Raw genomic sequence first — 20,523 nt, forward strand, 5'->3', positions numbered from 1 at the left:
GTGTCGACCCCGTCAGTCCGAGGAGGGCAGCGGCTTGGCGTCCTTGAGCGGCAGCGGCGTCTGCCCGATCGACAGCGACCCCTCACCGCCCTTCGTGCACAGCAGCTCCAGGCCGGTGTCGGTGTCCGCGAACCGCTTGCCCAGCTGCGTCCCGCCGGCGAACGCCGGGTCTAAGGCCAGACCGCCGGGCACGTCGTCGCCCAACGCGACCATCGGCTGACCGCCACAGCGCAGATCCACCGGGTCCTTCGCCGGCTTCACCACAATGATCTCCGTCGCGTCCACAGCCGACCGGAAACGAGCGCCCGGTTTGGTAGCAAGACTCATCTTTTTCCCATCCTGCGTTTCCCATCCTCCGCGTCGTACGTACCTGGTCCGGCAAGGACGGCACGCGTCCCCTTTTTCTACTGCCCGCACGGTTCAGGTGCCACCGGCCGCCGGGGCGGTGCCTCGACGGTGACGTGGTGTGCCGAACACGGAGCGGTGCGACAGAGGAAAATGGCATTCTCGGTATGGCAAAGGGTGGATGACTCACCCAGCGTCATCGGCACCATCGGCGTCGTCGGCCGGCGCCCCGTCGGGACCCGCCGGACCGCCGGTGTCCAGGTGGGAAGCGGCCAGCCGGGGCGGCTCCGGCCGGCGCGGTCCCACGGCCGGGCCGAGGGCGAGGTCGCAGCGCAACGACCGCAGCATGTCGTACTGCTCGCGGGTCGAGACGTCGCCGGCGACGGTGCGCACCCCGAGCTGGTGGGCGAAGTGCACGATCGCCGCGGCCGCCGCCTGCCGGACCGGATTGACGTCGACGCCGTCGACGTACGCACCGCTGATGCGCAGATACCCGAACGGAAAGTGGGGGACCTTCGACACGATCGGCCGGGTCGCGCCGTATTCTCCGATACAGACGGAAACGCCGAGGCCGGTGAGGCTCTGCAACACCGGCAGGACCGCTTCCTCGTCGGCCACGATCTCCTGTTCGGCGATCTCGAAGCACAGCCGGTAGCGGGCCCGCGCGCCGGTGCTGGCCAGCAGCGCGTCCAGCTCCGGCACGAAGCGCGGCTCGACCAGGCAGGGCCCGGAGACCGCCATGAGCAGCAGCGGATGGCCGTCGGGGAGGGCACCGCCCTCCCATCGGGCGACGTCTCGGCAGGCCCGGCCGATCAGCCACCGGTCGATCGGCACCCGCAGCCCGATCTGCTCGCGCCCCGGCAGGAACCCCGACGGTGCCAGCAGCCCCCGCCGCGGATGCCGCCAGTGCGGCGTCGCCTCCGCGCCGACCAGCCCGTTCCCGACCTCGCGGATCGGCTGGTAGCGCAGGACGAGCTCCTGCGCGTCCACCGCCCGGCGCAGCTCGCCCTGCTCGGTGAGCCGTGCCACCAGCCGGGTGCGCATCGCCTCGTCGAACGCCGCCCGCCGACCGGGGCCGCGGCGTTTCGCGGTGTACATCGCGATGTCGGCGGCGCCCAGCAGGTCCTCGCCGCTGGTGGTCTCCGGCTCGGACAGCGCGAGGCCGACGCTCGCGGACAGCATCACCGTCTGCTGGTCCAGCACACACGGAGTGTCCAGCGTCGTCAGGATCCGGTCGGCGATCGCCTCGATGTCGTCGGGGGAGTCGATGTGCTCGCACAGGATCGCGAACTCGTCGCCGGAGAGCCGCCCGACCACGTCACCGGGCCGCACGGCGTGCTCCAGACGGGTCGCGGCCAGCCGCAGCAGATGGTCGCCAGCCTGGTGGCCGAGCGTGTCGTTCACGGTCTTGAAGCCGTCGAGGTCGATGAACAGCACCCCGATGCGGCTCTGGTCGGCGCGGGCCCGGCGCAGGGCGCGGTCCAGCCGGTCGAGCAGTGCGACCCGGTTGGGCAGGCCGGTGAGGCCGTCGTGCAGGGACTGTCGGCGGATGTCCTCCTCGGTCCGGAACCGCATCGCCGCGGCGCCGAGCACGGCGCCGACGGAGCGGACGAACTGTGCGTCCTGCTCGGTGAAGGGGGCGACAGAGGGCTGCCGGTCCACCTCGACGGCGGCCAGTGGATGGTCGCCCCGGCCCGTGGCGACGACGAGGCTGTGCCCGCCGACGGCGAGGCCGGAGGTCGCATCGGCGGGGCAGAGGTCGGCGTCGGAGTCCACCGCGCGCTCGACGGTCTCCGCCAGGCGCGGCCCGAGCGACGCCGGCTCAGGCTCCGGGCCCGACTCCGGGCCCGACTCCGGACCCGTTGTCGGGGCGCGGGCGCGGGGCGGCGCCTGCCGCGTCACGGCGGCCAGCAGCCGGGTCCGATTCCCCGCGCCGTCGAGCTCGTGGATACGGACCGTGTCGGCCCGCAGATGGCGGGCAAGAAGGCTCGCGGCGTGCTGCCACAGCGCGGTGGCGCTCAGCGACTCCAGCGCCTGCTGACCCAGACTGGCGATCAGCGACTGCTCCACGGACCGGGTGCGCAGGGTGGCCAGCAGGCGCTGGTGCTCGGTGACGTCGGTGGCCACGCAGGTGAGGTAGCTGACCTCGCGATCCCGTCCGAAGATCGGCACCATGTGCAGGTCATAGCAGCGCGTCAGCACGTCGATGACCTGGTGTACCGGCTCGCCGCCCAGTGCCCGGCGCAGCAGCGCGACGGCCACGGGCATGTCGGCGAACAGCTCGAACGCCGAGGTGTCGGGGTGGCGCGAGATGCGGGAGGCCACCGCGTCCATGAGGCCCTTGCTCGCCAGGACCATGCCGTCGCGGTCGACGAGGAACATCGATACCGGGGTGTTGTCCAGGATGAGGCGCAGCCGCTCGTTCGCGGCGATCTCGTCCGAGATGTCCTGCAGCTGGATGAGGAGCGCGCCGTCGCCGTCCGCCGCCGGCAGGCGGGCGGAGCTCACGACGGCGTGCACGACGCTGTGGTCGGGGCGCAGCAGTCGGACGAGCCGCCGGCGCGACGAGTTCGCCTCCGGGCGGTGGATCTCCTGGTGCCACAGGGCACGCTCCTCGGGCACGGCCACGTCCCGCCAGCGGAGGCCGATCAGCTCCGGTTCCGGCCGGCCGAGCAGGACGCACGCCGCCTCGTTGACCCGCTGGATGCGTCCCGTCCCCGGATCGGTCACGGTGACCGCGAGATCGAGCAGTGTGAACAGGTCGAGACGTTCCTCCACCAGGACTCCTCACCGCTCCCGCCGGGTGACCACCACGTCCGTACCCGGAGCGTCCTGGCGCCATGCGGTTCGGAGGGGCGTCCACGCCCGTCTGACTACGGAAAGTAGCGACGCTGGGGAGTGAAGTGGGGCCGGCCCGCCACCGTCGGCGGACAGAGGCGGACCGGACCGGGCGGGCCGGTCAGGCCGGACATGCCCGGTTAGGGGGCGGTCAGGGAGCGATGTCCAGGACGATCTTGCCGATCGCCTGCCGGTTCGCCACCAGGGCGAGGGCGGCCGCGGCCTCGTCGAGCGGATAACGGGCGCCGATGCGGGGCGCGAGCTTGCCGTCGGCGAGCAGGTCACCGAGCTCGGCGCGATCGCGGGCGGCGAGTTCGGGCTCGTTGAGCTCGAGGCCGGCGTTGCCGAAGCCGAGGATGGTCATGCCCTTGAGCAGCACGAGGTTGAGCGGGATCTTCGGGATCTCGCCGCTGGCGTAGCCGATCGTGACGAACCGGCCGCCCCAGCCGAGCGTGCGCAGCGCCGGCTCCGCCCACCGGCCGCCGACCGGGTCGAGCACCACGTCCGCCCCGCCGCACGCGGCGCGGATCGCGTCCCGCAGCGGCTCGCGTTCGTAGTCGATGAGATGCGTGGCGCCCTGGTCCCGGCAGACGGCGAGCTTCTCCGGGCTCGACGCCGCGGCGACCACCGTGGCCCCGAGCAGCGCGCCCACCTCCACCGCCGCGAGGCCGACCCCGCCGGCCGCGCCGAGGACGACCAGCCGCTCCCCGGCGCGCAGCTCGGCGACTGACCGCAGCGCGTGGTAGGCGGTCAGGTGACACACCCAGGTCGCCGCGGCGACGGCGAGGTCGACCGTTTCCGGCACCGGGGTGAGCGCGGACTCCGGGACCGCGGCGAACTCGGCGAACGCGCCGCTCGCCGCCGTGTTACCGGTAACCATCCCGGCCACCCGGTCGCCGACCCGCACGCGGCCCACGCCGGAACCGACCTCCGCGACGACCCCCGCGAACTCGGCGCCCAGCACGAACGGCGGTGCCACGGCCACCTGATACCGGCCCGCCATGATCAGGACGTCGGGCAGGTTGACCCCGGCCGCGTGGATGCGCACCAGCGCCTCGCCGGGACCCGGCCGCGGCCTGTCCACCGCCTCCACCGAGAGGGCCCCCGGCTCGCCGAGCTGGCGACAGACGGCGGCACGCATCGTCGTATCTTCCACGATCCGCAGTATCACATCGGCGCAGGCGCAGGCGCAGGCGCGGGTGCTGGGTCACGAGGCGGCCCAGGCCGCGCGCGGGCCGTGGCGCACGGGTTCGGTGGCTTCGGAGCATCCTGCGGCGCCGCATGATTGGGTGGGCCGTGGGCCGTGGGCCGTGGGCACGGGCGTCGACAGGGACGGGACGGGAGCGCGATGGACCTGCATCTCGCGGGGCGGGTGGTGCTGGTGACCGGCGGTTCCGACGGTCTCGGCGCCGCGCTCGTGCGGACGCTGGCCGCCGAGGGCGCGCGGGTGGCCTTCTGCGGGCGGGACGAGGCACGCCTGCTCGCCGTCGCCGAGCAGGCCGCGCAGGGCCCCGGGGAGGTCCTGCCGATCGTCGCGGACGTGCGTGACCCGGACGCGCTCGCTCGCTTCGTCGACGCCGCCGCCGACCGCTGGCATGCCGTGCACGGCCTGGTCAACAACGCCGGGGCGAGCAGCGCCGGGCCGTTCGAGACGCAGGACGACGACGTCTGGCAGGCCGATCTGGATCTCAAGCTGTACGCGGCGGTCCGTGCCTGCCGGCTCGTGCTGCCGCACCTGCGCCGGGCCGGGGGCGGCGCGATCGTCAACTCGCTGTCGGTGACGGCCCGCGCGCCCGGCGCGGCCTCCATGCCGACGTCGGTGACCCGGGCCGCCGGACTCGCCCTGACCAAGGCGCTGTCCAAGGAGTTCGGTGCGGACGGGGTGCGGGTCAACGCGATCCTCGTCGGCCTGGTGCGCAGCGGCCAGTGGGAGCGGGTCGCCGCGGGCCAGGGCGTCCCCGTCGACGAGCTGTACGCGCGGATGGGGACGGCGTCGGGCATCCCGCTGGGCCGGTTCGGCCACGCCGAGGAGTTCGCCGACCTGGTGGCCTTCCTGGTGTCCGACCGTGCCGCCTACCTCACCGGTACGGCGATCAACCTCGACGGCGGCATGAGCCCGGTCGCCTGAGGCGGCCGGGCCGTCCCGTCTCGGTGAGCGCCGCCGCCACCGTCAGCTCGGGGCGGTGAACGGCAGGCGGACCTGGAAGCGGGTGTCGCCGGGGACCGACTCGACGCGCAGGTCGCCGTGATGCTTCTTGACGACGATCCGCCACGAGATGTCCAGGCCGAGTCCGGTGCCCTCGCCGACCGCCTTCGTCGTGAAGAACGGCTCGAAGATCCGGTCCCGGATCGCCGGGTCGATGCCCGGCCCGGTGTCGCCGATCTCGACGACGAGGCTGTCGTGGTCGGCGAAGGTGCGCACGGTCAGCACGCCGCGGTGGTCCATCGCCGACACCGCGTTGTCGATCAGGTTGGTCCAGACCTGGTTGAGCTCGGCGGCGTAGGCGGGGATCGGCGGCAGGGTCCGGTCGTAGTCCCGGCGGATGTCGACATTGTCGCCGATCTTGCGGCCCAGCATGATCAGGGTGCTGTCGAGCAGCTCGTGGATGTCGACGGTCTGGAACGGCGCCCGGTCCATCTGCGAGTACTGCTTGGCGGCGGTGACGAGCGAGGAGACGCGGGTGGTGGAGTCCTCGATCTCGCGCATGAGCATCTCGCTCTCGACCGTGTAGGTCAGCCAGCGCACCGCCCCCTCGACCACGCCCGCGGGCACCGAGGCGGCCACGTGGTCGAGCCAGTCGATGTCCAGCCCGGCCTGCACGAAGATCGGCGCGATGTCCCAGGCGTCGCCGATGCCGTGCTCGTCGAGCCAGTCGCCGAGGGTGTCCTCGCGGTCCGACGTCTCGATCGGGGTCAGCGACGGTGCCTTCGCCACCCGCTCCACCGCCTCCTCCTGCAGGCGGACCAGCGACTCGAGCTCCGGGCGTTCGTAAGGGCCGGCCGCGATCATGCCGAGCTTGTGGCGCATGCCGGCGACCCGCTCGCGCAGCGCCGCCGTCGCCCGCACGGCCGCGGCGGCCGGGTTGTTCAGCTCGTGGGTCAGCCCCGCCGACAGCGAGCCGAGCGCGAGCAGCCGCTCCCGCTGGCCGACCATCTGCTGGGTGCTCTGCATCCCGAAGAACAGGCCCTCGAGCATGTGCAGGGCCATCGGGAACCACTCGCGCATCATCACGGCCACGTCCTCGGCGTCGAGGACGAAGAAGCGGCTGGGCTCGGTGACCCGCATCGAGTTCTTGTAGAGCTGGGGCATCCGGTCGCCGAGGTAGGCGTGCCACGCGCCGGCGTACACCCCGCGCTGGTCGGTGCGCACGACCTCCACGTCGTCGGCGCCGACCCGGCTGGACAGCACCAGCGCGCCCTCGATGAGCACGTAGAAGCAGGTCGCCGGGTCACCCTCGGCGTAGACGGGCCCGGGCTCGAGCAGCTCGACGTGCCCGCGCTCGCACAGCCAGTCCAGCTGGTCGTCGGCGAGCTTCTCGAACAGGAACAGCGTGCGCAGCTCCGCGGCGCTGCACGGCGTCGTCGTCATGGTCATCCTCCCCGGGCGGTCGTCCGCGTGGCGCGACGGCGTCAGCGCTTCTCGAGATAACGGTGGACGAGCGCGATCGCCATCGCGCCCTCGCCGACCGCGGAGGCGACCCGCTTCACCGACTCGGCGCGGGCGTCCCCGGCGACGAACACGCCCGGGACGGACGTCTCCAGGTGGTACGGGTCGCGGTCCAGCGCCCAGCCGCTCGGCCGCAGCCCGTCGACGATGAGGTCCGGCCCGGCCAGGACGAACCCGCGCTCGTCGCGGTGCAGCACACCGTCGAGCCAGCTGGTGCGTGGCGCGGCACCGATGAAGACGAACAGCCAGTGGGTGTCGACGGTCTCGGTCTCGCCGCTGGCACTGTTACGCAGGGTGATCCGCTCCAGGTGGCCGTCGCCCTCGACGCCGACGACCTCGGTGCAGGTCCGCACGGTGATCGCGTCGACCGCGGCGATCTGCTGGATGAGGTAGTGCGACATCGACGCCTCCAGCGACGGCCCGCGCACCACCAGGGTGACGCGGCGGGCGTGCCGGGCGAAGTGCATCGCCGCCTGGCCGGCGGAGTTCGCCCCGCCGACGATGTAGACGTCCTGGCCCGAGCAGGACGGCGCCTCGGTGAGCGCCGAGCCGTAGAACACCCCGCGGCCGGTGAACTCGCTGACCCCGGGGGCGGCGAGCTGGCGGTAGGACACCCCGGTGGCGAGCACGACGGCGTGCGCGGAGATCTCCTGCCCGTCGTCGAAGCGCACCGTGCGGGCCGGGCCGTTGACCTCGAGGGCAACGGCGTCGCGGGTGGTCAGCACCTCGGCACCGAACTTCACCGCCTGCCGCCGCGCCCGGTCGGTGAGCTGCGCGCCGGAGACGCCGTCCGGGAAGCCGAGATAGTTCTCGATCCGCGAGCTCTGCCCGGCCTGGCCGCCGGTGGCCATCCGCTCGACGAGCACGGTGCGCAGCCCCTCGGACGCCGCGTACACCGCCGAGCCGAGCCCCGCCGGGCCGCCGCCGATCACCACCACGTCGTAGAAGTCCTCGGTCGGGGTGGTGCTCAGGCCCACCCGGCCGGCGAGCTCCGCGTCCGTCGGGTCGGTGAGCGTCACGCCGTCGGGGGTGATGACCACGGGCAGCGCGTCGGGCGACGCCTCGGCCGCGGCGAGCAGCCGCGCGCCCTCCGGCTCCTCCGACAGGTACCAGCGGTAGGGCACCTGGTTGCGGGCGAGGAAGTCGCGCACCTCGTAGGACCGCGCCGACCAGCGGTGCCCGACCACCCGGGTCTCGGCGGCGGTGTCGTGGTCGGTGCCGACCCAGGCCTCCAGCAGGGCGTCGACGACCGGGTACAGCTTCTCCTGCGGCGGGTCCCACGGCTTGAGCAGATAGTGGTCGAGGTCGACGACGTTGATCGCGTCGATCGCCGCGGTCGTGTCGGCGTAGGCGGTCAGCAGCACGCGCCGCGCCGCCGGGTACAGGTCCATCGCCTGTTCGAGGAACTCGATGCCGTTCATCGCCGGCATCCTGAAGTCGGCGAGCAGCACGGCCACCCGGTCGCCGCGCAGCTTCATTTCGCGCAGCGCCTCCAGCGCCTGCGGCCCCGAGTCCGCGCGCACGATCCGGTACCGCTCGCCGTACTGGCGGCGCAGGTCACGAGCGACGGCGCGGGACACACTCGGATCGTCGTCGACGGTCACGATGGCCGGTCGCGCCCGGGCCCGGGACTCCGCCGGCCCCGGTACCGGCGCGGCGCTGCTGCTGGGGGGCGTGCCCTCGGCGCGCGGTGCGGCCTGCGTTGCCGGTTCGGTCGTCATGGGTGCCCCCTGGGGAGATCGATGGCTGGCGCGTCGCGGACGCCTCGGGCGCGGTTCACGGCCTGCCGGCGGCGCCGTCCCTACCCCCGGGGGCGGACCGGCGCGCCGGGCGGCCCGCCCGCACACCGCCACATTCAGCGAGTCTATGGTCCGCAGGGGCGGGGAGCAGGCACGAGCGGGAAACCACCTCGAACCGGCGGAGGTCGCCATGAAGCGGACCACGAGTGGCCGGCGGCCGTCGGCTCACTCGGCCGGGGGCCGGCACCGAGGCACCCGGGGCCAGGCCGGACCCCCGCCGAACGAAAGCCGGGTGTCGGGTACTCGTCCGTGGCCGAATATTCATTCCGGCCATTCCCGTTCGTACGATGGACCGGTGTACGGGAAACGGGTCTCCCCAGAGTGGAGGGCGGCCATTGTCGCTGTCGTGGTCGTGACAACCCTACTGGTTCTGCTCGTGGTACACGGGCGGACCGGAGCCGCTGGTGGAACGGCCGCCAGAGCATCTGGGGGATCGACCGCGGCGGGTTCACCCGGACTGTCCCCGGACGGCTCCTGTGGCCCGGGCCCAGCGCGGATTCCACTGACGGCCGGGGTCCACACGTTCGCCTACCATGGGACGTCACGTCACTACCGGTTGTCGATTCCCACGCATTATGACGGCCGCCGCGCCTATCCACTGCTCTTTGACTTCCACGGTTTCAAGGCGGACGGCGTGCTGGAGGAACAACGGTCGAGAATGGGCGCGGTCGGCCCCGCCCGGGGATTTCTCGTCGTGACCCCGGACGCACTCGGAGTGCCGACGCGGTGGAACACGCCGGGGGATCCGGTCAAAGCCGATGACCTGGGTTTCGTCGACGCGCTGCTGACCGATCTCGGCGGCCGCTTCTGCCTGGACGCCCGGCGGGTCTACGCCACCGGCCACTCCAACGGCGCGGAGTTCGCCGCGGCGCTGGTCTGCCATTCCGGCCGCTTCGCCGCCGTGGCGATGGTCTCCTCGACGTCGGAGGCCCGCTGCCCGGCGGGACGCGCCCCGGCGACGATGGCGGTGCACGGCACGGCAGATCCCTCGGTGCCCTACGACGGTGGCCTGGTCGTCGGTGCCACCGTGCCGGTCCCCGCGGCGCCGGTCGTCATGCGCGGCTATGCCGGCCGGTACGGCTGCGACCCGCTGCCGGCGAGCACGCAGCCCGCCGCCGGCGTCGTCGCGCTGCGCTTCACCGGCTGCGCCGCCGGCTCGGAGGTCCTGTTCGACACCGTGGTCGGCGGCACCCACTTCTGGCCGTCGAGCCCGGAGGCGCGCCGCGATCCGCACACCTCCGCCGCTGGCAGGACCTTCGACGCCACCGGCGCGATCCTCGACTTCTTCACCGCGCATCGCGCGCCGGCACCGTCGACGACGCGGCCGACGCTGGCGGCAGGGCCGGCGGGTCAGTGAGGGTCCGCTTGACTACCATGCCGGTCCCGTTGACCGCCGCTGCGGGTAGCCCTGCAGGATGAGCTGCGCGGCGGCCTCCGAGTAGTGGCCGGTGCTGGTGAGCTGTACGCCGTTCTGGATCCACCAGTCGGTGAACTCCTCCAGCACGCGGGCGAGGTCGAAGCTCCCGTCGAGCGGACGAAGGTGCGCGGGTCGGTGGCGATGCTGTCCTGGTCGTCCGACCTGCCGCGCGGTCGCGATGAGGCGAGCGTCAGGGCCACCGGGCGGTCGTGCGCGCTGACCCGCCGGCGCGCCACGTCGACCGTGAGGCCGCCGGCCCGCAGCACGCCCGATGCCGCGGTCCCCGCCGTGCGCCGCAGCACCGCGCGCAGGCGGACGACGAGCTCCCGCGGGGAGAACGGCTTCGTCAGGTAGTCGTCCGCGCCGAGTTCGAAGCCGAGGATGCTGACCGGGTCGGCGGTCGCCCTCCCAGCTGCCGTCGGGATGACGCACGTAGAGCTCACCCGCGTACACGGCGTGGGCCTCGGCGGCGGCCACGTGCTCGAAGGCGGCGCGGATGCGGCCCAGGCTCATCCCGGCGCGGCGCAGGGCCACGATCACCCGCAGTTCCGTCAGGTCACGCCCGGCATCGCGGACCAGTCCCGAGCGCCGCCAGTGCGCCACCTGGCGCGGGGTGATCCGGGAACCGGGCAGTCGCGGGCGGTCCGCGGGGGGTTCCCGCGACGCGGGCTCGTCACCCGTCATGTCGCCGAATGTAGCCTCCCGCCCTTGGCGTCCCACCTCTCGGGCCCGACCTTCGTACGCTGAACGGATGACCGATCGTCTGTACTTCCGCCAGCTGCTGTCTGGCCGCGACTTCGCCGTCGGTGATCCGGTTGGTACCCAGATGGTGAACTTCGTCTACCTCGTGGGGGATCGGGAGACCGGCGAGGCGGTGGTCGTCGACCCGGCCTACAAGGTCGATGACCTGATCGATCTGGCCGCCGCCGACGGCATGCGGCTCACCGGCGCACTCGTCACCCACTACCACGCCGACCACGTGGGCGGGTCCGCGTTCGGCCTGGAGATCGAGGGCGTCCGCCAGCTCCTCGCGCGGGAGAGCCTGCCCGTCCACGTCAACCGGGACGAGGCCGAGTGGGTGCGCCGCGCGACCGAGGTCTCCGCCTCCGACCTCGTCGAGCATGACGACGGCGATGTGGTGATGGTCGGGCAGATCCCGATCCAGCTGCTGCACACCCCCGGCCACACCCCCGGCAGCCAGTGCTTCCTCATCGACGGCCGCCTCGTCGCCGGCGACACGCTGTTCCTGGAGGGCTGCGGTCGGATGGACCTGCCCGGCGGGGACGCGGGCCTGATGTACGACAGCCTGCGTCGCCTGGCCGGCCTGCCGGACGCGACCGTGGTGTTCCCCGGGCACCAGTACTCGCCGAAGGCGTCCGAGGACCTGTCCGTCGTCAAGCGGATGAACCACGTCTTCCGGCCGGCGAGCGCCCAGCAGTGGAAGGCGATGCTCGGCGTCGGCTGACGGGCGGGTTCTCGGTTGGCGGTTGTCAGTTGGCGATCGGTGGGAGAAGGGCGGCGATCATGACGGCGCCGACGGGTGTCGAGCGGGCCGCGGTCGGTGTGGGACCGATCCGGACGGTGTGCCTGCAGCTGGCCTGCCCGGACGGCGAGCCGGCCGCGGACAGGGTGCGGCGGGTCCTCGCCGAGCTGCGTGCCGTCGAGGCCGACCTGGTCGTGCTGCCCGAGCTGTGGGCGACCGGGTACTTCCACTTCGACGACTACGCCGCGCAGGCCGAGCCGCTGACCGGCCCGCTGGTCAGCGCCCTGCGGGCGGCCGCCCGGGACGGCCGGTTCCACCTGGTCACGGGCAGCCTCGTCGAGCGGGCCGAGGATGGCCGCCTGTTCAACACCTCGGTGCTCGTCGACCCGGCCGGCGAGATCCTGCTGACCTACCGCAAGATCCACCTGTTCGGCCACGAGTCGGACGAGGCCAGACTGCTGACGCCGGGCACGTCAGCCCCGGCAGCCCCGGCAGCCCCGGGAGGCAGCACGTCGGCCTCGGCCGAGCTGGGGGGGAGCACGTCAGCGCCGGGCGTGCCGGGGCGGGCCGCGGTGCCGTACGCGCCGACGGTGGGCAGCGCACTCGGTCGGGTCGCGCTGGCGACCTGCTACGACCTGCGCTTCCCCGAACTGTTCCGGCTCTACGCCGACGCCGGGGCCGAGCTTGTCGTGGTCGTCTCCGCGTGGCCGGCGGACCGGTTGGCGCACTGGCGGGTGCTCACCCGGGCCCGTGCCATCGAGAACCAGGTGTACCTCGTCGCCTGCAACGCGGCCGGCCGGCACGCGGGCCGCGAGCTCGCCGGTGCGAGCGTCGTCGTCGACCCGTGGGGCGAGGTGGTGGCCGAGTGCGACGCGCGCGAGGGGCGGCTGTGTTCCGAGCTCGACCCGGCCCGGGTGGCCGCGGTGCGCGAGGCGTTCCCCGTGCTCACCCATCGTCGGGTCGGCGTCGCACCGGGGCCGGCCTGACTCCTGACCCGGGTCCCGCGGGACCAGGAGACGCGCGGCGGGATCGCGGGGCAGTGGCGCCGCGTCACCAGAGCCGGTAGGCGACCTCGCCGTGCTGGGTGGTGTCGAGCCCCTCGACCTCCTCGTCCGGCGTGACCCGCAGCCGGTGCACCAGCCGGACTGCCCCGGCGATGAGCAGCGACGCGACGAACGAGTACGCCACGACCGCGACCACGGCGACCGCCTGTTCCCGCAGCAGGCCGGCGTCGCCGCCGTAGAACAGGCCGTCGCGCCCACCGACGTCGCTGCAGCCCAGCAGGCCGATGAGCAGGGCGCCCAGCGCGCCGCCGACAAGGTGCACGGCGCCGACGTCCAGGGCGTCGTCGATGCCGACCTTGCCTTTGATGGCGGTCGCCAGCGCGCAGGCCCCGCCGGCGAGGAAGCCGATGACGATCGAGCCCATCGGCGTCACGTACCCCGCGGCCGGCGTGATGGCGACCAGCCCGGCCACCGCACCGGAGGCCGCGCCGAGGGTGGAGGCCATCCCGTCCCGGATGCGTTCCACGATGATCCAGCCCAGCAGGGCGCAGGCCGCCGCGGTGTTGGTGTTGATGAACGCGTTGCCGGCGAGCCGGCCGGCGCTCAGGGCGGAGCCGGCGTTGAAGCCGAACCAGCCGAACCACAGCAGCCCGGCGCCGAGCAGTACGAAGGGCACGTTGTGCGGGCGGAAGTCGCCCGTCGGCCAACCACGGCGGCGACCCAGCACGATCGAGATCGCGATCGCCGCCGCCCCGGCGTTGGCGTGCACGACCGTCCCGCCGGCGAAGTCCTCGGCGCCGTGCTTGTACAGCCAGCCGGTGGGGGAGAAGACCCAGTGCGCGACCGGGCCGTAGACCAGCACCGACCACAGCGAGATGAACATCACGAAGGCGCTGAACCGGAACCGGTCCGCGCTCGCGCCCGTGATGAGCGCGGGCGTGATGACGGCGAACATCAGCTGGAAGCAGACGAACACCACCGGCGGGATCGTCTGGGCCGCGGGCCCGGTGTAGCCGGCGACCTGGCGGTCCAGGTGCGCGAGGCCGACCTGGTCGAACCCGCCGATCAGGCCGTTCGCCCCACCGAATGCCAGGCTGTACGTCACCAGCACCCAGAGCACGCTGACGATGCCAATGCAGAAGAAGTTCTGCATGATCATGCTGAGGACGTTCTCGACGCGGACCATCCCGCCGTAGAAGAAGGCGAGGCCGGGCGTCATGAGCAGGACGAGGGCGGCGCTGGACAGCACCCACGCCGTGTCGCCGCTGTTGATCGTCCTGAAGTCGAACGGCATGTCGCTCCCGTCCCCCGCCGCGGGCGCCGCGCCCGCATCGCGACTCGGAGCGTCGTCACTGGTCATTTCCTGTCCATGACGATGCCGTGTCGGGCGGGTAAAGGTCCCAATTTGGGTGCCCATGGTGACAGGGGGCGTGGGGACGGGTGACGCCGCCCGTCCGCCCGCCCGTCCGTCCGCCCGTCCGTCCGTCCGTCGGTGGCGCGGGCGTGGGAGGCTGGTCCCGTGCCGAGCCCCGCCCGCCCGTCGCCGCCTCCGCTGTCCCGCGGCCCGGAGTTCGCCGAGTTCTGGCGGGAACGGCACCTGTGCAGCCTGACCACCGTGCGCCCGGACGGGAGCGTGCACGTCGTCGCGGTCGGCGCCACGCTCGACGCCGACACCGGCCTCGCCCGGGTGATCACCGGCGGTGGGTCCCGCAAGGCGCGCATCATCGCCGCGGGCCCCGCGACGGGCACCCCCGTCGCCCTGTGCCAGATCGACGGGCGCCGCTGGTCGACGCTGGAGGGCCTGGCCGTCGTGCGCGACGATCCTGCCAGCGTGGCCGAGGCCGAGCGCCGCTACGCGCTGCGCTACCGCCAGCCGCGGGTCAACCCGGCCCGGGTCGTGCTGGAGATCCGCGTCACTCGGGTGCTTGGCAGCGTCTGACGCGGACGCCGTCCGGCTGCTGTCCCTTCCGCGCACTCGCGTCCGCGCCCGCCGCGTCCGCGCCCGCCGGATCCTCGAGCGCCGCGTCGACGCTCGCCGCGATGCCGTCGAGCAGCCACTCGAGGCCCTCCTCGAAGCGCTCCCGCGCGTCCGTCTCGGAGGCCACGACGATCGACATGGGCAGCTGGGCCAGGTGCGGGTGGTCGCCGCTGCCGAGCACGTCGGCCAGGTAGGACTGGAGCACGCCGGGCTCGTACGCGTCGCGGGCCTGGCGTTCGTGCAGCTCGGTGGCGACGTGGCCGAGGGTGTACGTGTCGATCGCGCGCAGCAGGGCGACCCGGCGCCGCGGGGGGAGCGGGAGCTCGGCGACGGCGGCCGCCGACTGCTCGGCGTGGCGCAGCGCGTTCGGTCCGAGCAGGGGATGTCCGGCGTGGATGCGCAGCATCCACGGATGTCGCAGGCTGCTGTCCCGGGTGCGGTGGGCGATCGCACGCAGCGCGTCGCGCCACCGCGCGGGCAGCGGCTCGGGCACGAGCACCTCGGCCGCGATGTGGTCGGCCATGAGCGCGAGCAGGCCATCCTTGCGGGCGATGTGGGAGTAGAGCGTCATCGGCCGGGCGTCGAGGGCGGCGGCGACCCGGCGGATCGAGACGGCCTCGATCCCCTCGGCGTCGGCGATCGCGATCGCGGCCTCGACGATCGCCTCGCGGGTGAGCGCGGGCCGGCGCCGCGCGGTGGGCTTGGTCCACACCAGATCGACGGCACTCGCCACGACGTCCATGTCCAGCGCCGGATCGGCCGCCGGCTCGAGGGCCGGGCCGCCGCTACCGCCGGTCTGGTCGCCCATGCCTCGAGGTTACGCGGGAGTCGGAGACCGAGACACGCTATCGAAACCGAGTCGACGTATCGGTAAGCGAGACGGTGTATCGTTCTGCGTGCACGTTTCGTGTGTCCGGCTTCGCCTGGCTTCGGCTCCCGGCTGTCGACCGGCGCGAACGATCGCGGAGGTGGTCATGGCATCGCAGGCATCGAGCGCGGCCGAGGACGCGGGGGCGGGTGGCGATCCCGAGCGCCTCGATCCCGCGCTCATCCGGCTGGCGCTGATCGTCCTGGCCGGCACGGTCGTGGTGCAGCTCGATGCCACGATCGTGTCCGTCGCGCTGGAGACGCTCGGCCGCTCGTTCCACGCCGGTGTCGCGACGATCCAGTGGGTCAGCACGGCGTACCTGCTGGCCCTCGCCGTGGTCATCCCCCTGACCGGCTGGCTGGTGGACCGCTTCGGCGGCCGGCGGATGTGGCTGATCGCGCTGGCACTGTTCCTGGCCGGATCCGCGCTGTGCGGGGCGGCCTGGTCGGCGGGCAGCCTGATCGCGTTCCGGATCGTCCAGGGCCTGGGCGGCGGCCTGCTGCTGCCCCTGATGCAGACGATCCTCGCGCAGGCCGCAGGCCCGCGACGGCTGGGCCGGCTGATGGCGACCGTGGCCGTGCCGGCGCTGCTCACGCCGGTGCTCGGGCCGGTGGTCGGCGGCGTCCTCGTCGACTCGCTGAGCTGGCGGTGGATCTTCCTGATCAACGTGCCGGTCTGTGTCATCGCCTTCGCGCTGGCCTGGCGGTGGATGCCGCCGCTGCCCGGTGCCGGCCACCAGGCCTTCGACGGCCTCGGCTTCGCGCTGCTGTCGCCCGGGCTCGCTGCGGTGGTCTACGGCTTCTCGGAGGCGGGCCGGCGGGGCGACTTCGCGGATCCGCGGGGCCTCGTGCCGCTGGTCGTCGGGGTGCTGCTGCTGGTCGCCTTCGCGGTCCACGCCCTGCGGATGCGGGGTGTCCCGCTCATCGACCTGCGCCTGTTCCGCTCGGCGCCGTTCAGCGGGTCCGCCGGGCTGATGTTCCTGTTCGGCATCTCGCTGTATGGCGCGATGTTCCTGCTTCCCCTCTATGAGCAGCAGGTGCGGGGCCGCGGGGCGACCGATGCCGGGCTGCTGCTCGCCCCGCAGGGCCTGGGCATGATGATCGCGATGATCCTGCTCGGCCGGGTGGTCGACCGGACCAGCCCTCGGCTGCTGGTCCTCATCGGCCTCTCCCTCGCGATCCTGGGCTCGGTGGCGTACACCCAGATCGGTACCGACACCAGTGAGCTGCTGCTCGGTGCGTCCCTGGTCGTCCGGGGCATGGGGCTCGCGGCGGCGACCATTCCGGTCATGTCGGCCGCCTACACGGGTCTCGCGTCGGCGCAGATCCCGCGGGCGACCTCCGCGGTGCGGATCTTCCAGCAGATCGGCGGCTCCCTGGGCACGGCCGTGCTGGCGGTGGTCCTCGCGCATGAGCTGCGCGGCGCGGGGTCACCCAACCCGGCGACGCAGGCCCACGCCTTCGCGGTGTCCTTCTGGTGGACGCTCGGCGCCACCGTCGTCGCCCTCCCCTGCGCGCTTCTCCTGCCCGGTCGGGTGGTGCTCGACGATGGTCCGCAGGCCGCCGAGACCGGGAAGCCCGTGGACGCCACGCCGGATGACGTGGCGTCCGCCGTGGCGGAACCTTCCGTGTCTCTGCCTGGTCAGGAGGCGGCGCCGTCCGCCGAGCCGGGTTCGCATGCCGCCCGGTCCGGGTGATCTCAGCGTCGCGCGGGTTCCACGAGCTCCGTGGACTCACGCCAGGGCACCGTGACGCTGACCAGGGTCGGACCGCCGGGCGGGCTGTCCACGACGAGCGTGCCGTCGACCGCGTCCACGCGTTCGGTCAGCCCGGCGATACCCGAGCCGCCGCGGGGATCCACCCCGCCCACCCCGTTGTCGCCGACCTCCAGGACGAGGGTGGCCCCACCGTCCACCCGGCGTAGCTCCACGGTGGCGGCCTCGGCCCGGCTGTGCTTGCTGATGTTGGTCAGCAGCTCCGACGCGGCGAAGTAGAGCATGGTCTCCACCGCCGCGGCCGGGCGGCTGTCCAGCGTGACGGCGGCGCGGGTCGGCACGGTGCAACGGGCGGCCAGGGAGACCAGTGCCGCGGGCAGGCCGCGGTCGGTCAGGATCGCCGGGTTGATACCGCGGGCGAGATCGCGCAGCTCCTGGAGCGCCAGCTTCGCCTCCCCGTGTGCCTCGGCCACCATCTGCGCCGCGGCGTGCGGATCGTCGGCGAGCTTCTCCTTCGCCATTCCCAGCCCCATCGCCAGAGTGACGAGGCGGGCCTGGGCGCCGTCGTGCAGGTCGCGCTCGATGCGGCGCAGGTCGGCCGCGGCCGAGTCGACGAGGGTCCCGCGGTCCCCCTCCAGCTCCCGGATCCGCCGTTCGACCGACTCGGAGGGGGAGAGTAGACCGCGGATCATCGCTCGATCCACCGCCACCAGCGCCCGGGTGGCCCAGGGGAGTACCACCCACCCGACCGTGACCAGCACAAGCGCGGCCACGAAGCTGATGATGCTCCACGGCAGCCGGATGAACAGGTAGAGCGCGTGGCGCCAGGCCACCGGGTCGCCCAGCGCCGCGAAGGTGGCGCCGAGCCCGTCGACACGCCGGCGCGGCGGGCGCGACGGCGCGGGAATCCGCAGGCCGAGCAGCCACCGCGCCCGGGCCCGTTCGACGGCGCCGAAACCGCGGCACACCCACAGGCCGACGGCCAGCACCGGCAGCCCGATCACCGTGACGGCCAGGCCCACGCCGAGCGCGAGCATCGTCGTCACGAAGACGAAGCCGACCAGCCCGAGGGGAAGGTTCAGCAGCAGGAACAGGAGCCCCCGCCAGGTCGCGCCACCCGCCGCCAGCCGGGCCGGCCGCGCCCGCTCGGCCGTCGCGGCGAGCGCGGCGCTCTCGGTCCGGTGGCCGGGAGGGTCGGCACTGCCGGGAGCGGCGGCGGGCGTGCCGGCGGTGGCGACGGCAGGCGGCGGGGGAGCACCGTCGGTGATGGGGAGAGGGCCGGGGGATGCTGCGGCGTCTGCGGCCACGAGCTACCGTCCTCCCAGCGCCTCCGCCCGCCGAACCCGTCCGTGGACGGGTGCCCAACCGGGCCGTGACGTGGGTCGAGAGTACCCGATCACGGTCAAGTCGAGACTTTGTCGGTGGGGGATGGTTGTCTTTTCGTAGATCCGGAGGGCAGCCGCTTCCCACCCGGAAGCGGTCGGGCGACCACGAGGAGCTTGAAGGTCATGAAACTTCTCACGGCCACCGCGTACGCGCAGGGCCTGCGTGTGGACGATTTCCACTGGGCGGTGGAAGGCGAGCTCGTCACCCTGCGCGCGTTCTGTGACATGCACCTGGACCGGCCGCATGGCCGTTGTGAATGCGGCCGGGTCTTCGTCGGCCTTGGCTCCTTCTACGGCACCACCACGGCGATGGTGCGTGACCTGCCGGGAATCACGGAGGCGGAATACCGCGAGGCGTTCCGCAACAGCCTCGACGCCCAGGGCTGGGACGCGCGCGACGCGGACGCCGAAGCCACCCGCCTGCTCGCCGAGGTCGAACGCCTGCCGGTGGGAGCGATCGTCGAGCGGATCGTCGACGACCTCGCGGTCCGTGCCCTGTCGGACGCCGACATCGGCCGGGTGCCCGGCCGCCGCTGAGAGCCCTCCACGCCCGTTGCGGCGCGCTGCGGCCCCCGCGTGTCGACGGCGGGGGCCGCAGCGGCGCGCAGGGCCGTCAGCCGGCCGGTGCCATCGCCAGTGCCGGGTCCCGCCGTCCCCGCGGAGTCCGCCCCCAGGGTTTCGCCGTCGACAGCACCGTCGCCGTGATGAACAGGACGTTCATGACGCTCGCGCACAGGATGAGCGCGACGGCCTGAGCGGGATACGTGGTCTGCCCGCCCGCGGTGGCGTGCCCGGCGGCGACGATGAGGGTTCGGATGACCGCACCGCCGCTGATGACCGCGAAGACCGTGATGGAGAGCTTCGCGACGACCCACCAATAGCGCAGCAGGCCCCAGCGGGTCTTCAGGGACATCACGATGCCGGTGATCAGCGTCAGCAGCGCCAGCGGAATGTCCAGGGTGCGGTCCACGACATGCATGAGTTCGTAGGCCGAGTGCCGCAGGCCGTCGTCGGCCGCCGCCGTGGACGCGAGGACCAGCTGGGCGAAGGCGACACCGTTCCACCCCACGCTGACGATCACGTGCATGGTCAGCAGGACGGTACGCATCGGCTTGCGCAGATGGCCTCCCCGCCGCCGCGGCGCCGGGCGTGCCGCCTGGCCGGGCTCGCCATCGGCGGTCGCCTCGGCCTGCTCGTCCCGCTCCTCCGTCTGGGCTGGCGCGGTCGCGGGGGCCCGCTCCTCCGTCTGGGCTGGCTCGGCCGGGTGGGCCCGCTCCTCCGTCTGGGCTGGCTCGGCCGGGTGGGCCCGCTCCTCCGCCTGGGCTGGCTCGGCCGGGTGGGTCCGCTCCGCCTCGTCGGGGTCGCTGTGCTGCTCAGGTGCCGTCTTCTGGTCGGCGACAGGATCGCTGTCGACGACCGCGGGACCGGTCGGAGCCTGGGTGTCGTGCGAGCCGGCGTCACCGCGAACACCGGTGCTGGCGGGGGCTGACCCCCCGCCGGCGGCGCTCGGGGACGAAGCGATGCCGACGTCGGGGGTGGCCGTCCGTGGCGCGGGAACCGAGAGCGTCGCGGTCGCGCCGCCGGTCCTCTCGGTCGCCTTTCCGGTCCCCCCGGTTGTCCTGCCGCGCTTCGTCCGGTCCTTGGCGGTGCGCGGGCGGGCCGACCGCGGAGTGGCGGTCCCGGTGGAGGAGACGCGCGTCTTCGCGACGGACTTCTCGCCATCCGCCGGCGTCACATCGTCCACCGCCGGCGCCGCATCCACCGCCGAGGTCACGTCCGCCGCTACGGCCTGGTCTTCCGCCACGGCCTCGCCCGCGGCTGCCGCCACGTCCTCCGGCGGCGCCACGTCCGCAGGCGGTGCGTCGTCCGCAGGCGGTGCGTCATCCCCCGACAGTGCATCGCGCGCTGGCGGCAATGCGTCCTCGACCGGCAATGCACCCTCCACCGACAAAGTGTCGGGTGGCGTGCTGACCGGTTGTGGACTGTCAGGTTCCGGCCGATCGACTTCCATTGTGGGCGCGGTTG

At 73.2% G+C, this 20,523-nt stretch carries 17 protein-coding genes; 7 read left to right on the top strand and 10 right to left on the bottom strand.

What is annotated here, in order from left to right; translation table 11 throughout:
- Positions 1-12: 12 nt before the first annotated feature.
- The 3 genes from AC6EXY_RS01570 to AC6EXY_RS01580 form a co-directional block, all read right to left on the bottom strand.
- Positions 13-327 carry a hypothetical protein gene (locus AC6EXY_RS01570; RefSeq protein ID WP_101830804.1) on the bottom strand — a complete coding sequence of 105 codons (315 nt, stop codon included), beginning with the start codon at positions 325-327 and terminating at the stop codon, positions 13-15.
- Between the two features lie 204 nt (positions 328-531).
- Positions 532-3,123 (bottom strand): sensor domain-containing protein, encoded by a 2,592-nt coding sequence (locus tag AC6EXY_RS01575; RefSeq protein WP_499816933.1) that lies wholly within the window; start codon positions 3,121-3,123, stop codon positions 532-534.
- Between the two features lie 211 nt (positions 3,124-3,334).
- Entirely contained in the window at positions 3,335-4,324 is a 990-nt protein-coding gene (locus tag AC6EXY_RS01580) for an NADPH:quinone oxidoreductase family protein (protein ID WP_101830806.1), read from the bottom strand.
- Between the two features lie 207 nt (positions 4,325-4,531).
- On the opposite strand from AC6EXY_RS01580, the gene AC6EXY_RS01585 reads away from it, so the two are divergent.
- A complete protein-coding gene (locus AC6EXY_RS01585) occupies positions 4,532-5,311 on the top strand; it encodes an SDR family oxidoreductase (protein ID WP_101830807.1) in 780 nt (259 codons plus the stop codon).
- Between the two features lie 42 nt (positions 5,312-5,353).
- On the opposite strand, the gene AC6EXY_RS01590 is transcribed toward AC6EXY_RS01585, so the two are convergent.
- Together AC6EXY_RS01590 and AC6EXY_RS01595 are read right to left on the bottom strand one after the other, a co-directional pair.
- A complete protein-coding gene (locus tag AC6EXY_RS01590; protein WP_101830808.1) occupies positions 5,354-6,772 on the bottom strand; it encodes an ATP-binding protein in 1,419 nt (472 codons plus the stop codon).
- Positions 6,773-6,813: 41 nt separating this feature from the next.
- Complete coding sequence (locus AC6EXY_RS01595; RefSeq protein ID WP_207770206.1) at positions 6,814-8,571, bottom strand: NAD(P)/FAD-dependent oxidoreductase; 1,758 nt, start codon at positions 8,569-8,571, stop codon at positions 6,814-6,816.
- Positions 8,572-9,205: 634 nt separating this feature from the next.
- Between AC6EXY_RS01595 and AC6EXY_RS01600 the strand changes: the two genes are divergently transcribed.
- The gene (locus tag AC6EXY_RS01600) at positions 9,206-10,006 is read left to right on the top strand and encodes a CE1 family esterase (RefSeq protein ID WP_243407289.1); all 801 of its coding nucleotides are present in this window, start codon (positions 9,206-9,208) and stop codon (positions 10,004-10,006) included.
- A 12-nt stretch (positions 10,007-10,018) separates the two neighbouring features.
- Here the strand turns inward: AC6EXY_RS01600 and AC6EXY_RS01605 are convergent, their stop codons facing one another.
- Complete coding sequence (locus tag AC6EXY_RS01605; RefSeq protein WP_207770207.1) at positions 10,019-10,750, bottom strand: MerR family transcriptional regulator; 732 nt, start codon at positions 10,748-10,750, stop codon at positions 10,019-10,021.
- Positions 10,751-10,817: 67 nt separating this feature from the next.
- Between AC6EXY_RS01605 and AC6EXY_RS01610 the strand changes: the two genes are divergently transcribed.
- Positions 10,818-11,531: an MBL fold metallo-hydrolase gene (locus tag AC6EXY_RS01610; protein WP_101830810.1), complete on the top strand. Its 714-nt coding sequence runs from the start codon at positions 10,818-10,820 to the stop codon at positions 11,529-11,531.
- 59 nt (positions 11,532-11,590) lie between these two features.
- Complete coding sequence (locus AC6EXY_RS01615) at positions 11,591-12,535, top strand: carbon-nitrogen family hydrolase (RefSeq protein ID WP_499816932.1); 945 nt, start codon at positions 11,591-11,593, stop codon at positions 12,533-12,535.
- Positions 12,536-12,599: 64 nt separating this feature from the next.
- Here the strand turns inward: AC6EXY_RS01615 and AC6EXY_RS01620 are convergent, their stop codons facing one another.
- Entirely contained in the window at positions 12,600-13,847 is a 1,248-nt protein-coding gene (locus AC6EXY_RS01620) for an ammonium transporter (RefSeq protein ID WP_101830842.1), read from the bottom strand.
- A gap of 225 nt (positions 13,848-14,072) precedes the next feature.
- Here AC6EXY_RS01620 and AC6EXY_RS01625 point away from each other — a divergent pair, with 225 nt between their 5' ends.
- Complete coding sequence (locus AC6EXY_RS01625) at positions 14,073-14,492, top strand: pyridoxamine 5'-phosphate oxidase family protein (protein WP_101830812.1); 420 nt, start codon at positions 14,073-14,075, stop codon at positions 14,490-14,492.
- On the opposite strand, the gene AC6EXY_RS01630 is transcribed toward AC6EXY_RS01625, so the two are convergent.
- Positions 14,467-15,339 (bottom strand): TetR/AcrR family transcriptional regulator C-terminal domain-containing protein, encoded by an 873-nt coding sequence (locus AC6EXY_RS01630; RefSeq protein ID WP_243407290.1) that lies wholly within the window; start codon positions 15,337-15,339, stop codon positions 14,467-14,469. The two genes, AC6EXY_RS01625 and AC6EXY_RS01630, sit on opposite strands and share 26 nt — an antisense overlap.
- Positions 15,340-15,505: 166 nt before the next feature.
- On the opposite strand from AC6EXY_RS01630, the gene AC6EXY_RS01635 reads away from it, so the two are divergent.
- Positions 15,506-17,095 carry an MDR family MFS transporter gene (locus tag AC6EXY_RS01635; RefSeq protein ID WP_101830844.1) on the top strand — a complete coding sequence of 530 codons (1,590 nt, stop codon included), beginning with the start codon at positions 15,506-15,508 and terminating at the stop codon, positions 17,093-17,095.
- Between the two features lie 2 nt (positions 17,096-17,097).
- Here the strand turns inward: AC6EXY_RS01635 and AC6EXY_RS01640 are convergent, their stop codons facing one another.
- The gene (locus tag AC6EXY_RS01640; RefSeq protein WP_243407291.1) at positions 17,098-18,420 is read right to left on the bottom strand and encodes a sensor histidine kinase; all 1,323 of its coding nucleotides are present in this window, start codon (positions 18,418-18,420) and stop codon (positions 17,098-17,100) included.
- A gap of 201 nt (positions 18,421-18,621) precedes the next feature.
- Between AC6EXY_RS01640 and AC6EXY_RS01645 the strand changes: the two genes are divergently transcribed.
- Positions 18,622-19,035 carry a DUF7715 family protein gene (locus AC6EXY_RS01645; RefSeq protein ID WP_101830813.1) on the top strand — a complete coding sequence of 138 codons (414 nt, stop codon included), beginning with the start codon at positions 18,622-18,624 and terminating at the stop codon, positions 19,033-19,035.
- Positions 19,036-19,111: 76 nt separating this feature from the next.
- Here AC6EXY_RS01645 and AC6EXY_RS01650 read toward each other — a convergent pair whose 3' ends face one another.
- Positions 19,112-20,302 carry a hypothetical protein gene (locus AC6EXY_RS01650; RefSeq protein WP_207770208.1) on the bottom strand — a complete coding sequence of 397 codons (1,191 nt, stop codon included), beginning with the start codon at positions 20,300-20,302 and terminating at the stop codon, positions 19,112-19,114.
- Positions 20,303-20,523: the final 221 nt, after the last annotated feature.

It is taken from the genome of Frankia sp. RB5, assembly GCF_059816245.1.

Coding starts and splice junctions, on each gene's coding strand:
- AC6EXY_RS01570 (WP_101830804.1), bottom strand. CDS start 327: ATGAGTCTTGCTACCAAACCGGGCGCTCGTTTCCGGTCGGCTGTGGAC.
- AC6EXY_RS01580 (WP_101830806.1), bottom strand. CDS start 4,324: ATGCGTGCCGCCGTCTGTCGCCAGCTCGGCGAGCCGGGGGCCCTCTCG.
- AC6EXY_RS01585 (WP_101830807.1), top strand. CDS start 4,532: ATGGACCTGCATCTCGCGGGGCGGGTGGTGCTGGTGACCGGCGGTTCC.
- AC6EXY_RS01590 (WP_101830808.1), bottom strand. CDS start 6,772: ATGACGACGACGCCGTGCAGCGCCGCGGAGCTGCGCACGCTGTTCCTG.
- AC6EXY_RS01595 (WP_207770206.1), bottom strand. CDS start 8,571: ATGACGACCGAACCGGCAACGCAGGCCGCACCGCGCGCCGAGGGCACG.
- AC6EXY_RS01605 (WP_207770207.1), bottom strand. CDS start 10,750: ATGACGGGTGACGAGCCCGCGTCGCGGGAACCCCCCGCGGACCGCCCG.
- AC6EXY_RS01610 (WP_101830810.1), top strand. CDS start 10,818: ATGACCGATCGTCTGTACTTCCGCCAGCTGCTGTCTGGCCGCGACTTC.
- AC6EXY_RS01615 (WP_499816932.1), top strand. CDS start 11,591: ATGACGGCGCCGACGGGTGTCGAGCGGGCCGCGGTCGGTGTGGGACCG.
- AC6EXY_RS01620 (WP_101830842.1), bottom strand. CDS start 13,847: ATGCCGTTCGACTTCAGGACGATCAACAGCGGCGACACGGCGTGGGTG.
- AC6EXY_RS01630 (WP_243407290.1), bottom strand. CDS start 15,339: ATGGGCGACCAGACCGGCGGTAGCGGCGGCCCGGCCCTCGAGCCGGCG.
- AC6EXY_RS01635 (WP_101830844.1), top strand. CDS start 15,506: ATGGCATCGCAGGCATCGAGCGCGGCCGAGGACGCGGGGGCGGGTGGC.
- AC6EXY_RS01645 (WP_101830813.1), top strand. CDS start 18,622: ATGAAACTTCTCACGGCCACCGCGTACGCGCAGGGCCTGCGTGTGGAC.